The 12,760-nt window shown below is 64.6% G+C and carries 12 protein-coding genes and 1 pseudogene; 4 read left to right on the forward strand and 9 right to left on the reverse strand.

Annotated features, from left to right (window positions below; genetic code table 11):
* Positions 1–153 precede the first annotated feature (153 nt).
* On the reverse strand, positions 154–1,959 hold the full coding sequence (locus EO156_RS19670; protein ID WP_026006912.1) for a DUF885 domain-containing protein: 1,806 nt from the start codon (positions 1,957–1,959) through the stop codon (positions 154–156).
* Between the two features lie 337 nt (positions 1,960–2,296).
* Here EO156_RS19670 and EO156_RS19675 point away from each other — a divergent pair, with 337 nt between their 5' ends.
* Positions 2,297–2,695, forward strand: coding sequence for a hypothetical protein (locus EO156_RS19675; protein WP_016849478.1), 399 nt, complete (start codon positions 2,297–2,299; stop codon positions 2,693–2,695).
* Positions 2,692–3,495 (forward strand): DUF4349 domain-containing protein, encoded by an 804-nt coding sequence (locus EO156_RS19680; protein ID WP_016849479.1) that lies wholly within the window; start codon positions 2,692–2,694, stop codon positions 3,493–3,495. Before EO156_RS19675 ends, EO156_RS19680 begins: the two co-directional genes overlap by 4 nt.
* Positions 3,496–3,691: 196 nt before the next feature.
* Here EO156_RS19680 and EO156_RS19685 read toward each other — a convergent pair whose 3' ends face one another.
* From EO156_RS19685 to EO156_RS19695, 3 genes are all read right to left on the reverse strand, one after another.
* A complete protein-coding gene (locus EO156_RS19685; protein WP_005912915.1) occupies positions 3,692–3,985 on the reverse strand; it encodes a hypothetical protein in 294 nt (97 codons plus the stop codon).
* 78 nt (positions 3,986–4,063) lie between these two features.
* Entirely contained in the window at positions 4,064–4,297 is a 234-nt protein-coding gene (locus EO156_RS19690; protein ID WP_026006913.1) for a hypothetical protein, read from the reverse strand.
* 90 nt (positions 4,298–4,387) lie between these two features.
* Positions 4,388–5,380 (reverse strand): LysR substrate-binding domain-containing protein, encoded by a 993-nt coding sequence (locus tag EO156_RS19695; RefSeq protein WP_003487609.1) that lies wholly within the window; start codon positions 5,378–5,380, stop codon positions 4,388–4,390.
* 170 nt (positions 5,381–5,550) lie between these two features.
* Here EO156_RS19695 and EO156_RS19700 point away from each other — a divergent pair, with 170 nt between their 5' ends.
* Positions 5,551–6,438, forward strand: coding sequence for a DMT family transporter (locus EO156_RS19700; protein ID WP_016849480.1), 888 nt, complete (start codon positions 5,551–5,553; stop codon positions 6,436–6,438).
* A gap of 74 nt (positions 6,439–6,512) precedes the next feature.
* Here the strand turns inward: EO156_RS19700 and EO156_RS19705 are convergent, their stop codons facing one another.
* Positions 6,513–7,484, reverse strand: coding sequence for a peptidylprolyl isomerase (locus tag EO156_RS19705; protein ID WP_003487613.1), 972 nt, complete (start codon positions 7,482–7,484; stop codon positions 6,513–6,515).
* A gap of 70 nt (positions 7,485–7,554) precedes the next feature.
* Positions 7,555–7,797 (reverse strand): DUF378 domain-containing protein, encoded by a 243-nt coding sequence (locus EO156_RS19710; protein ID WP_003487614.1) that lies wholly within the window; start codon positions 7,795–7,797, stop codon positions 7,555–7,557.
* A gap of 526 nt (positions 7,798–8,323) precedes the next feature.
* Between EO156_RS19710 and EO156_RS19715 the strand changes: the two are divergent.
* Positions 8,324–8,454, forward strand: a pseudogene (locus tag EO156_RS19715) (DUF1328 domain-containing protein); the annotation flags it as partial.
* Positions 8,455–8,557: 103 nt separating this feature from the next.
* Here EO156_RS19715 and xopN read toward each other — a convergent pair.
* From xopN to EO156_RS19730, 3 genes are all read right to left on the reverse strand, one after another.
* Entirely contained in the window at positions 8,558–10,759 is a 2,202-nt protein-coding gene (gene xopN, locus EO156_RS19720; protein WP_016849481.1) for a type III secretion system effector XopN, read from the reverse strand.
* 544 nt (positions 10,760–11,303) lie between these two features.
* On the reverse strand, positions 11,304–11,690 hold the full coding sequence (locus EO156_RS24060; protein WP_154138554.1) for a hypothetical protein: 387 nt from the start codon (positions 11,688–11,690) through the stop codon (positions 11,304–11,306).
* 426 nt (positions 11,691–12,116) lie between these two features.
* Positions 12,117–12,566, reverse strand: coding sequence for a DUF4442 domain-containing protein (locus EO156_RS19730; RefSeq protein ID WP_016849482.1), 450 nt, complete (start codon positions 12,564–12,566; stop codon positions 12,117–12,119).
* Between the last annotated feature and the right edge of the window lie 194 nt (positions 12,567–12,760).

The following is a 12,760-nucleotide window of genomic DNA, read 5'->3' on the forward strand; positions in this document are numbered from 1 at the left end:
ATGACGCAGCGCTTTTTTGTCGGTTGAATTTGCACAAAGACGGTGCGTCCTCCGTTAGCCACACGAGGCTGCGCCCGCACCCTCATCCGCCCTTGCGGGGTACTTTCTCCCCCATGAAGGGGGGCAATGTCCCAGAGGGAGAAGCGAGCCTGCTCACTCGATCGGCTGATCCAGCATCAGCTCGCGGGCGAAGCGTACCGGCGGGGCGCCGTACGACAGCATCTTGTCGTGATAGGCCTTCAGGTTGAACGTCTCGCCGAGCTTGTCCTGTACCGCCTTGCGCGTGTCCAGATGTTCCTGCACGCCGACGAAGTAGGTCGGGAGCTGCGCGGAGGAGAGCTGCGCACGCACCCACTTGCCTGAGGCTTCGCTTTCCTGCTGGAAGGTGTCGTGGGTCATCAGGCGCATCGCCCTGTCGCGATCCCAGCCGTCCACATGCACGCCCTGGTCGAGAATGGCATTGGCAATGGTGCGCAGGTAGAACTTGAGCTGCACCAGATGGAACAGCGGGTCGTTATCCAGGTAGCCTTGCTCCTGCATCATGCGCTCGGTGTATACCGCCCAGCCTTCGGCGAACATGCCCGAACGCAGCACCGCGCGCAGCGTGGAGGGGAACTTGGCCGAATGCCAGCCTTCCAGGTAGTGCCCCGGCGTGCCCTCATGGATGCTGAGCAGCTGGATCATGCGGGTGTTGTATTCGCGCAGGAACGAATCGACCTGTTTGTCGTTCCAGTCGTCGGGAATCGGCGACACCGCGTAGAACGTCTTCAGGTTCTTGTCGAGCGGGCCGGGCGAATCGCAATACGCAACCGCCACGCCACGCTGGAATTCCGGCATCAGGATGATGTCCACCGGCGAATCGGGCAGCGTCATCAAATCCTTCTGTCGCACGAATTCGGTCGATTGGGCCAGCGCCGCCTTGGCCGCGTCTACGACCTTGTCGCGCGCCGGCTTGTCGGCATACGCCAGTTCCAGGGCCGCTTCGATCGCCGCCTGCTGCTGGTCGTCGTTGGGCGATTCGGGCAACTTGGGCGCGCCGGGCGTGTCCTTGAGCACGGTGCGCGCGATCCGGTACATGTCGCTGCGCACGCGCTTGAGCTCGGATTCGGCACGCTGTTTGATATCGGCACGCGACAGCGACGACAGCAGCGCGAATTTCAGCTTCTGGTCGTATTTTTCGGCACCGATGCGGAAGTCGCCCTTGGCATTTGGCACCAGCACGGTGTCCAGCCAGGTCTGCTGCTCGGTCACTGCCTTGCGCAGGTTGTCGATGGCCGCCTGCGCACGCGCCGCCTCGATCGGGCCAAGCTGGCTGATGTTGGGGGCGATGAAGCTGTCGACGATGCTCAGGATGCCCTTGTTCTGCTTGGCCACCGTTTCGGCATGGATCTTCGGCACGCGCGCCGGATCCAGGTTCTCGCGTGCCTGCGCAAAGATGCTCGGGATCTTTTCCATGCGCTGGGTGGCCGCGGTCAGGCGCTCGGGCAGCGGCGCGAATTCGCGCGCCATCAGGCTGTACAGCGCGCTGCCGGCCAAGCCGTTGTAGACCTGCGGGTCCCAGGCCCAGCTTTGCAGCACCTCGGTGTTCCAGATCTCCGATTGCAGTTGATTGCGCAGAATGGCCGCATCCACCTGGTTCTCGCGCGAGAGCTTGGCTACCTCGATCGCATCCAGGGTGGCCAGCAGCTTCTTGCCCGCGTCCACGCTGCGCTGACGGCCGCCGGCGCTCAGGTCGTCGATCTGCGCATCGAAGCGGTGGTCGCCGGTCTGGGTGGCGGTCACCGGCGACAGCTGCATCCAGGTGTCCAGGGCCTGTTTGGATAATGCGGCAAAGCGCGCATCCGGGGTCTGTGCTTGGTTGGCGGCAGGCGCGGTTGCATCGGCGCGCGGCGATTGGGGCTGTTGCTGGCAGGCGGTGAGGCCGGTGAGCAGGGCGAGGACAAGCAGGCGTTGACGCATCGTGGGTCCTGGTGGAATCAAACCGCCAGCATAGGCATCTGCGCGCGCGGGCGCATCCGCCATTGGTGTAGGGCAGCCAATAAGTCGATGGCGCTCACCGCCAGGCGGGCGCGGCCGAGGCCTGGACCAGCTTGTGCCGCTTGCACCGGGCTTTTGCGCATCTTCCACGTTCCCTTACAGGTGCTCGCACGTGTGGGTGGCCGCTCCGATTCTGCCAGCCGTGCAGCGGCGCGATCGCCCGGGGCACACGACGGGTGCACCTTGCGGGCGCGATCGTTCGTACACTCCGGTTCCCGGGCGCCGCCTCGCTACCCAGGCGGCGCGTACACGCAACATCATGCTTGCCACCCGCACGGTGGCCTGTGCCAAGGAGGATCACATGCACTATGCCGGTACCTGTCATAGCGGACGCATTGCGTTCGATCTGCAGACCGAAGCGCCCATCACCGAGGTCTACGACTGCAACTGTTCGCTGTGTCGCCGCCGCGGCGGTTTGCTCTGGTTCGGCGCGCGTACGCAGCTGCAGCTTCAGGCCGTGCCGCAAGCTCTCGGCAGCTACCGCTTCAATCAGCACCACATCGATCACCACGATCGTCCGCAGTGCGGGATCGCGCCCTTCAGCGAGGGCCTCAACCCCAAGACCGGCGCAATGGGCGTCGCGGTCAACGTGCGTTGCCTGCCGGCCCTGGATCTTGCCGGGCTGCAGGTGCATGCAGTCGACGGAGCCAGCCGATGAGCCGCGCCATGCAGCGGTATGCCACGGCCATGCTGCTGGGATGGGCGCTGTGCGGGTGTGCAAAGCATCGCGCAGAGATGGCGGCCGACGGCGGCGCTGCGGCGCCGGCACCGCCCGCCGCGCAGGGCAATGCCTTGGCCTACGAGCACGATGTGCGCATCGAGCTGCCTGCCGACCAGATCGGCCAGCGCATCGCCGCGATACGCACTGCCTGCCAGGGCGCGCAGTTCGGCGATTGCGCCTTGCTGGCGGTCGAGCAGGAAGGCGGGCGCGATCCCAGTGGGCGCGTCAGCGTACGGCTGGCACCGGACGGGATCGAACCCATGGTGCAGTTGGCCGGCCAGCATGGCGATGTCGCCGCGCGTAGCACCCGGGCCGAAGATCTGGCGCAGCAGATCGCCGACACCAGCCTGGCGCAGGCGCGATTGCAGAAAGAGCATGCGCGCCTGCTCGAGTTGCAGCAGCGCCGCGATCTGGCGGTGACCGATCTGCTGGCCTTGTCCAAGCGGCTGGCCGAGATCGAAGCCGAAGCGCAGCAGACCCAACAGCAGGCCGCGCAGCAGCAACGCCGGGTGCGCACGCAGTTGCTGACCCTCAATTTCCGCAGTACCGGTGGCGCGCAGGGCAGGGGCGAGATCGCAGAAGCCGCCGCCGAATCCGGCGAGGTATTTTCCAGCAGCGTGGCATTCGTCATCCGCGCAGTGGCGGCGCTGTTGCCGGTGGCTGCGCTCGCACTGATCGCCGGCTGGTTGCTGCTGCAGGCATGGCGCTGGCGCGTACGTCGGCGCCGGATGTCCTGAGGCACCGCAGCTGCGCGGCCCTGCCGTGCAGCTGCGGGAAAGTCCGACTTGTCATTGCATGCGGCGTGCGTCGTTGGTGCTGGGTCGCACGTCGCTTGAGAGGCTTGGCGGCATGCCCAAACGCAGCAGGACGCATCACGGCATCACGTGCGATCCAGCAATGCAGCACTGTGGCCGCACGTAGGCTGCGCCCGGCTCAACCTTCGTCGACTTCGTATTCCACAAACACGTCCAGCTGCAGTGCCAGTTCTTGCACCGCGTCGCGGACCTTCTGCGCGGTGGCCTCATTGCCGGCTTCCACTTCGAACTCGTGGCTGCCCGGACCTTCGTCGTCCGACAGGCCTGCCGAGCTGGAATCTTCGTCGTCCAGGTGCGGCATCAGGTCGTCCACTTCTTCCACGTGCTCGATGCCGTCGATGCTTTGCAGCAGGTTGGCAATGGCACGCGCGTCGTCGTCGGTGCCGGTGATGCGCATGCGGAGGGTAGGCATGGGAGTGTCCTGTGGATTGGGGACATCAAGCCTAGGCATCGCGAGGACAAAACGAGGTGATGGTGTGCGTTGCTTGCGTCACGCGGGCTGTGCCGGCCATGCCTGGCTTGTGAGGGGCTCGGCATGCAACGCGCGGCCTACTGCGGCGCGCAGCATCGTCGGCATGACGTCATGGTGATGCGCATGATGGATGTTGCGGCAGCTCACCCGTGTGGCCATGGTCAGCGCGATCTCGTGCGTGCCGACCCGCCGCAATGCAGCCGACGAGCGGAAGCGCAGATGGTTGTCGTCGGCGCCCAGGGCGATCTGCACTTGCTGTCCATCGGCGTCGCTGCGTTGTGCCAGCACCGGGAAGCGCCCGGGATCGCCCCGTTCTTAGCGAAGGCCAGATTGCCGCTTCCTTCATTCCGTTGCCGGTGCTTGCCGCAAACGCCGCCGCGTACGCGGCTCCTGCACGCCTTCGCCCGGCGGCAACGCCACCAATTCGGCAGGCAGTGCCGGCATCGGGGTGCGTTCGTCCTGTGCTTCGCGCTTGAGCCAGTCGATGAACAATGCCGCGGCCGGGCTGAGTTCGCGGTGGCTGGGGTGCACGATGTAGTACGCGTAACGCGCCTTGAGCGTGGGGCCGGGCAGGCGTACCAGCTCGTAACGTTGCAGGTAGGGCTGGGCGATGTGCTTGCGCGCCAGCACCGCGCCCAGGCCATACACGGCGGCGCGCATCGCGTCGGTGCTGTCGTTGAAGGTATGCATCGGCGGCACGGTGGTGCCGCGGACCTGGGCTGCGCGGAACCAGTCGCGCCAACCCTGCGGCGACATATCGGTCAGTAACGGCAATTGCGCGATCTGCGCCGGCGTGCGCAGTGCAGCCACTTCCGGCAACGACGGCGAGGCCACGGGGAACAGCTCGTCGTCCATCAGATGGTGCGAGGTTAGCCCGGGCCAAGCGCCTTGGCCATAACGAATACCCAGGTCCGGGCCGCCTTCTTCGAAACGCGAAAACGCCGTATCCGATTGCAGGTCCATGCGGATATGCGGATAGGCGCGGCAAAAGCGCGGCAACCGCGGCAATAACCAGCAGTACGACAACGACCGCAACGTGGTGACCCGCAGTGGAATGGCGTCTTCGCGTGGATGCAGGTTGCCTGCCACCGCAGCGATCTCTGCCAGCGCGGCGGTGGCCGCATCGGCCAGCTGGCGGCCTTCGGCGGTGAGTTTGACGCCGCGCGGTAGCCGCTGGAACAAGGTCGCACCCAGCAGCGCTTCGAGCTTGCGCACATGGTGGCTGACTGCGCTGGCGGTAAGGTGCAGTTCTTCGGCGGCGTGGGCGAAATTCTGGTGGCGGGCGGCAGCGGCGAACACGCCCAACGCGGGCAACAGGGTAGGGCGCAGATTCATCGAGGCATGAGTGAGATTTGTGGCTCGCCCCGATACTACGCGCTTGTCGCGCCCACGGTGGCAACCGATGCTGCGTCATCCCCTCGCGACGATCGTGCCATGTCTCTCAGTCTGCCCGCTGCTGTCTTCCGCCGTTTCATCCCCGCATGGCGGGGTTCGGGAGCACGGTCATGAGCGCCCAATCGTCGGTGCAGCCCGAGCTTGCGGTACGCCAATGGCGTACGCCGCTTGAGCTTGGTTTTCTGGGAGTCGTGTGGGGCTGCTCGTTTTTGTTCATGCGCGTGGCCGCGCCCAAGTTCGGCACCGTGGTGCTGGTGGAAATTCGCCTGGCGCTGGGTGCATTGGTGCTGCTGCCGTTCCTGTGGCTGGCGCGCGAACGTTTTCCGCTGCATCGCTGGCCGATACTGGCGGCCATCGGTGTGCTCAACTCGGCATTGCCGTTCCTGCTGTTCGCCTGGGGCGCGCAACACGCACCGGCGGCAGTCGGGGCGATCTGCAATGCGATGACGGTGTTGTTTACCGCGCTGATCGCCTTCCTGTTTTTCGGCGAACGGATCGGCACGCGCCGCGCGCTGGCCTTGCTGGTGGGGTTCATCGGCGTGCTGGTGCTGGCCACCGGCAAATCCGCCGGTTTGAGCGTCGGGCCGGCAGCGCTGGCTGGCGCGACTGCCTCGCTGCTGTATGGCATCGGCTACAACCTGGTGAAGCGCCATATGGGCGATTTGCCGCCTGCTGCGTCGGCGGCGTCGACCCTGGGCTGCAGTGCGCTATTGCTGGCGCCATTGGCCTGGTGGCAATGGCCGACCACGCCGGTGCCGGCGGTGGCGTGGGCTTGCGCCACCGCATTGGGCGTGGTGTGCACCGGGCTGGCGTTCTTGATGTATTACCGGCTGATCCAGCGCATCGGCCCGGCGCGTGCGTCCACGGTGACCTATCTGGTGCCGGTGTTCGGCGCGCTGCTGGCATGGTCGCTGCTGGGCGAACCGCTCACCTGGACCATGCTGGTCGCTGCGGTGCTGATCCTCGGCAGCGTCGCCTTCAGCCAGCGCGCCCGCTGACTGAGCGCGCTCGTCGTTCCGCAGATGTCCGAAACCGGTTCTGCTTTGCCGATTCCCGATTCCCGATTCCCGATTCAACCAGCAGGCGGCACCCGCACCGGCAACGGCACATTGCACAGGTCGATGTGCCCGGCCGGGCGCTTGTAGAAATCGTCCTTGCGGTTGCGGCGCGCTTCGACCACATCGCGGAAGGTCTGGCTGTCGGTACGCAGCAATTGCAGCGGTGTGCGCTCGGGCGCAGGCACTTCGCTGGCCAGCCGAATTGCGCGGATCGGTGCGCGTTGCGCGGGGTCTTCGTAAAAGCCCATCGGGTCGGGACCGCGTGGCGTGACGCTGAGCAATTCCATGCCTTTGACCACACGCCCGACCACGGTGATGTTGCGATCCAACTGGCGCGGCGATTGCCCCGTGACCACATACAGTTCGGCGCCGATGCTGCTGTCTTCGTCGTTGTTGCGGCCCGCGCCCAGGGTGCCGTAGCAATGCGCCAGCCAGGTCTTGCCGGTGGTCGTGTCGCGGCCGACCGGGAAGCCGTCGACAAAGCCCACCTGCGGCGCCCAGCCATCGCTATCGGGCAGGCGCTGGAAATCCAGGCCCTGCGATGCGCGTTCGAATTCGGCCGGCAGATGCGTCTTGGCCGAGCCGAGCGATTTGGCTTTGGCTGGCGTCTCGCCATCCGGGTCGCCGAACTGCACCACGAAATTGTCCTGCGAGCGATAGATGCTCAGCCCGTCCCAGAAGCGCTCATGCGCCAGCGTACCGATGTTGGCGACGTGCTCTGGCGCGAATTGCGGCGCCAGCTCGATGATGACCCGCCCGGCATCCAGTTCCAGGTACAGGGTGCGGTCCGGATCGAGCACGCGCCACGCACTGGCCGGCGAGCTGTCGAGAATCTGTTGCGGGCTACGGTAAGCCGCGTTGGCGGCTGCGGGTAACAGCAGGGCGAGCAGGCAGGCAGAAGCAACGGTGCGCAGGGGCATGAAGGCAGCCAGCAGGGAGGTGCCTGCGATTCTTGCCGACCACGCGCCCGGACGCAAAGCATGCATCGCATGGCATGACGCCGACGCAGTGCGCCGGCGTCATCCCGAGATGCGAAGACCTGCCGCAGGCAGGAGGTTACGGATTGTTGCGCACGTGCGGGCTGGTGTGATGCTCGGCAGTGTCATGGTTGTTGCGAAACAACGGTACCAGCTGCCACAGCGCAGAGATGCCGACCAGCGTGTAGACCACGCGCGACAGCAGCGCGTCCTGCCCGCCGAATAGTGCGGCGACAAGATCGAACTGGAACAGGCCGACCAGCCCCCAGTTCAGGCCACCGACGATAAGAAGCACCAGAGTGATGACGTTGATCGTTTTCATGAAAGCATTCCATGTGGGTTGGGAGACCCCAGACTCCGCATGCCCCAGCGAGCGGCCCGTGAGCGTCGCCCACTTGCGGTGCGCTTTGCACACATGTCGCTCACAACCGCCTGACCTGCACGCGGTGTCGGCGCGCCCAGGCAACGGTCGCCAGCCGCACGAGCGCCGAATGATCGATGCCTTGGCAGACCGGAGGCGATCCGACCTCAGATCGGGGCGATATCGCATCGTTCACCGTCGAGGCGAACGATGCAGCGGCATCCATCTTCCGCCTGACGCTGCCTCTGATCCGGCACTGAGTCCGCTTCGGCGTCCGCCCGCCAGCGCGGCTGCCAAGGGAGCAGCACACTCATCGACATCGACATGGACAACGACAAAGACAACGGATAAGGCCGAGTCCGGTGCGGCGGCTGGCTTCGCAGGTTTCCGAAATCGTTCCGGCGAGCGAAACAGCGTGAGCGACACTCCGACCGCTGTGAACTGGCGTTTGCATCCGTCGACTGCGAGGCGTGATGAAGCCGGCAGTCGAACGGCCTTCGCACACTGCAGTAAGGTGCGCACCTGCGCTGCGATGAATAGTCGGGCGGCTCCACAATCGCGGCATCTATCGAACAGAGCCCGCATCGGGACCACGCTGTCTGCATGTCGGCAGTGCGTGCGGCTTGCGCTTTGCCGATCGATGGCTTTGTCCAGCGCTCGGGGCACGTCATCCGGCATGTTGCAGGCAGGCAAAGCCTTCGCAACATGCCGGATGATCACCTCACATCAAGTCCTTGGCGTGTTTGCCGGCCATGCGGGCGAACTGGTGGAGTTCCATCCCCAAGTCCCGAGCACTCTTGGACCGCGTTATCTCGTTGCTCGTCTGCCCCAGCCTCGATCGGTTCGGGCTACTCGGGGCCGAAACATGCTCCCGGCGCGGCGGTGCCGCCCTGGATGTCGATGGTAAATCCTGTGGCTGGCTGGAAGAGGCGCTTGCCTCCTGCGCAGGCAACGCTCTTGCCGCTGCTAGCAGCGCTTCAACATCATTGCCATCCAACAAGGCGTTGATTGCCTTGCTGGCCTTGGTCGCACGGCGCTGGGAGAGCGTTTCATGCATGGCGCCCATGATTCCGCGGCTGACCTGCTCCCGCAGCCCGATGTCGGTGCTTCCCTCGCGACGGTTGTTCTTGATGGTGATGGCGGTGTGCTGGTTCAGGGCGCCAACGGCGGCCATGCCCCCGGATATCGCCGACACCGCCAGGCTTTCCCCGACCGGAACATTGCGGGTCCCGCCTTGGGCGGCCGAAACGAGTTTGCTGATCACCGAGGATGCGGCGCTGCCCAAAAAGACCAGATGGAACATCTGGCCGATGCGCTGTGCGGTTTGCGCGGTGAACTCAAGATAGTTGTATTTCTTGGCGATATCGTTGAACAGCTGCTGCGACAGCACGGATTTTTCGGCACCGATAAGCAGCTTGGATGCGGTGCCGTTCGGGTCGATTTCGTCGAGCCTGCCCTCACGCAAAGCCTCAAGGTCGTTGCGCAGCAAGCGCAGGTCCTGCATGGCCTTGCTGGCGTCGCCGGCTTCGATGTCGCGGTCGTCTGCCGTGATTGCGCCGTGCTGCGCATCCTCTCCTGTCACCGCATCCGCCAGCAGCTTCTCCAGCTCGGCGACCCCGGCGGTGACGCGCTTGACCAGGGCTTGGGTGGGCGACTGGATCAGGCTGCGTAGTTTGTCGGTCTTGATGTCATCTCGGCTGACCGCCGCGCCGCTGGTCAGCTTCTGCTTGCCTGCGGGGGGCAGGACATCGGCGTACAGGAGGTTGAGCTTGTTGTTGGCTTCCTGCTTGGCCTGCTCGTCGAAGCCGGCGGCCACATGTTGCGCAGCCGTCATCAACATCGCGCCAACGGTCTGCGCCGTCGGCGACAGCGCACGCATCGCGCCTGTCTTGCTGAGCAGCCCCAGCGTGCTGGCGACCGGCGAACGCAAGATGCGTGGAATCGCCTGCCAGCGGTTGCCCTGCCACTGGCGATCGTGCGCGCCCTGGGTCATGACGAAATCATGCTGGGCCTGGTGCAGGTCCTTCTCTGCTGTTAGCAAGACCTCGGCTGCTGCCGCGCGTTCTGCATGTGGGGAATTTGGGTCACGCTGAATCTCGCGAAACCTGTCGCAGGCGTTGGCGAACGTTTCGATCTTTTCCTCGAGGGCGCTTGCCAGTTCGGGGAGCCAGTGCTTGTCATTGATCTGCTTCTTGTCCGGCACGATGACGTGGGCGCCGTGTTCGCGAATCGACTCGCACAGGCTGACAACCGCCGATTGTTGGCCGGCATTCACAGGTGCGGCGACCAGCATGGTGGCCAGGCCGAACCCAGCGCCGGCCCAAGGCTGGCGTGTCGCATAGTTGATCCACGGCGAGACGATGTACTGCATGGCGTTGGTGAGGAAGCTGCCGCTCGGGTTGGGCAGGCCGGAGAGCAGCGCGGTGCGTCGCAGCGTGGCCACGTCGTTTTCGTTCAGCCCCTGCGCCTTGTACCAATCGATCACATCGTGTTCGCTGATGCGGCTGACCAGGTCCGCATGCGTGGCCGCGCGTGCCTGCGCACCCGTGGCGCCGGGCGATTTCATCGGCCTGAGCCTGCTGATCAGATCGGCCGCCAAGTCCGGTGCGATTGCGCGTGCATTGTCCGAGGCCAACTGCCGACGAAGCCGTGCCAGCGTCGCCCTGGTTGCAGTCGATGAGGTGACCGGTTGCGGAGCGAGGGCCTGTGCGTCTTGCTCGGGCCTGGCTAGCAGCGCCTCTAACGTGGTTCCGCTACTGCGCCTGACGGGCGCGCGCCCAAGTGGGCTGAGTGCGGGATCAGGCGAGGATTGGTGGGTAACCCCCGCAGAGGTGGAGGGAACGGCGAGCTCTGTTTCCTGAATCTCCTGCGAGTGCGTCCTCGCACTGCGGCTGGCCGGATCGACGGATGCAGATGACTTCATTGGATATATCTCCTGACGTGTATACGGCAGATAGATTGCTTGCGTACCAGACGATTGGTGCGCATCGCATGGATTGCATCGCAGATGCCGTGGAACCTCCCTCCCTTGGCGAAGTTCCTGTTGCAATCCGGAGCCTGCCGGTATTGATGGAAGCGAAGTGGTGAATGCACTGCGCGAAAATTGAACTACCAGACGCGCATGCCACCTGTCTGAACAGCAGATTTTCTATCGCCGTACGCGAACCAAATCAGGTTCCGCAACGGCGCTTGGTACGCAATCAATGTTTGGTGCGTGATAGAAGGGCGGTTTTTAATGCACTGGAATTCGGCGATCGGCCCGTCCCTGTCTCGTCGGCACTATCCAAGATGCGCGTCCATGGCGAGCAGGTCGTCGCGGATGCATGCCATGGCGCTGGGCTTCGGGATGGCCGCACCGAACTGCGTGCGAAGCGCCGGTCATTCGAGAGTGGTATGGCCTGAGGTGCGGAAAAAATCTGCGGCCACTACAGCCTTGATAGCTGACTTGAGTAAACAGGCAAGTTGGATCAGGAGCGCGCCATTGCGGCGGCCGAGCAGGACAGAACGATCTCACGCGCCTTTGCAGAAGCTCGCCGGGGCCCTTGGACACGGCGCTTGGCTTGCTTTGGCCGCAGGCCCAGGGCGAGCTGGCGCGCGCCATGGAAGAGGGCATGGGCGTGCCTGTGCCGCTCAGCCCCGACGTCGGCCGATTGCGCGATGCGTTGCAGCAGCTGAGAGGCCAGGTGGCTGCGCAAGCGGTCTCGATTGCGACCATCGGCGATGCGCTTGGCCGGCTGGCCGATCTCCCCGTCGCGGTTGAAGGCGAAGGCCGCGCGGTAATCGCAGAATCGTCTGCGCAATTGAACGCGCTTGGCGCGGCTTTGCGTCAGAAGGAGGGGCTGCAGCAGTGGCAACAGGGTAGACCTTGAGCGCCGCCCAGACGCGGGCCTGGCCAGGGCCATCACCAAACGCAAGCGCTATGAGTTGCAGCTTGGACTGAGGCCCGTAGCGCCTGCGTCAGCTCGTCGTTATCTGCATGCCGGCACGCAGGCTTGTCTCTGCGCAACGGGTTCCACGTGAATGCCGCCTACGGCCTGATACGAAACCGATGTGCGTTGCGCGACAAGTGCAGCAATGGGCCAGCACGCTTGCGGCTGCGGGGGAGCGACTAGCGCTGCTCACATCGCAAAGGTTCTGCGCGTTCCTGCTACGGCATTAGCACCTGGTCATGAGGGCGTGCAGGTGTCTCGCTCCGGCATCATCCGTTGCATGAGCGGCGGGTCGAGCGAAAGCATGTATCGTCGGATCAGCTGGCGTGGCAGCGATCACTGCCGTCATCCTCAACGTGCCGGCTTGCGTTTGACGTAGAGCTGCTTGCGCACGCGTGCCACCACCTCGCCGTCGCGGTTATGTACGTCGTTCTCGAACCAGCGCAGATGTTTCTCGCCGTTTGCAGTGGCCTGGCGCAATTGCGCCAGCACGCTGTCGTCGATAACGAAATCCGCCGTTACCGTGCCGCGCCCGGGCTTGACGAATTCGATGCTGCCGGCCTTGTCCCACACATAATAATCGCGGCCCAGGCTGTGCATGGTCAGCAGCATCCAGAACGGGTCGGTCATCGCAAACAGGCTGCCGCCGAAATGGGTGCCGACATAGTTGCGATTCCACGGGCGCTGGCGCAGCTCCACCCGCGCAAAACGATAGTCGGCCGAGAGCACGGTGACGTGGATGCCGGCGAATAAAAACGGCGGCCATAGATTGATGCCTAACTTGAACAGCGATGGGCGCATGCGGGCCTGTTTCCTTGGCGAGGGAAGTGCTCAGCATAACATTCGCATGCGTATGGAGGCTTTGCCGCATGCCGACATCGAGGCGGTCGTGTTCGTACTGCAAGCCCGGTCCAGACGATGTGTCATCTCCGGTTCGCAGTCGCATGGTGTGCATTGCCGCTTTGTGCACACCGGGCAAGAGCCCACCGTGGTGG

The sequence above is a fragment of the Xanthomonas sp. DAR33341 genome (genome assembly GCF_003992815.1).
Lineage (GTDB): Bacteria > Pseudomonadota > Gammaproteobacteria > Xanthomonadales > Xanthomonadaceae > Xanthomonas > Xanthomonas cissicola.

Bases quoted from the DNA above. Each gene is read 5' to 3' on its own strand.
- EO156_RS19730 (WP_016849482.1), bottom strand. From the start codon at position 12,566: ATGCGCCCATCGCTGTTCAAGTTAGGCATCAATCTATGGCCGCCGTTT.
- EO156_RS19705 (WP_003487613.1), bottom strand. From the start codon at position 7,484: ATGCATGCTTTGCGTCCGGGCGCGTGGTCGGCAAGAATCGCAGGCACC.
- EO156_RS19675 (WP_016849478.1), top strand. From the start codon at position 2,297: ATGCTTGCCACCCGCACGGTGGCCTGTGCCAAGGAGGATCACATGCAC.
- EO156_RS19670 (WP_026006912.1), bottom strand. From the start codon at position 1,959: ATGCGTCAACGCCTGCTTGTCCTCGCCCTGCTCACCGGCCTCACCGCC.
- EO156_RS19695 (WP_003487609.1), bottom strand. From the start codon at position 5,380: ATGAATCTGCGCCCTACCCTGTTGCCCGCGTTGGGCGTGTTCGCCGCT.
- EO156_RS19680 (WP_016849479.1), top strand. From the start codon at position 2,692: ATGAGCCGCGCCATGCAGCGGTATGCCACGGCCATGCTGCTGGGATGG.
- EO156_RS19700 (WP_016849480.1), top strand. From the start codon at position 5,551: ATGAGCGCCCAATCGTCGGTGCAGCCCGAGCTTGCGGTACGCCAATGG.
- xopN (WP_016849481.1), bottom strand. From the start codon at position 10,759: ATGAAGTCATCTGCATCCGTCGATCCGGCCAGCCGCAGTGCGAGGACG.
- EO156_RS19710 (WP_003487614.1), bottom strand. From the start codon at position 7,797: ATGAAAACGATCAACGTCATCACTCTGGTGCTTCTTATCGTCGGTGGC.
- EO156_RS19685 (WP_005912915.1), bottom strand. From the start codon at position 3,985: ATGCCTACCCTCCGCATGCGCATCACCGGCACCGACGACGACGCGCGT.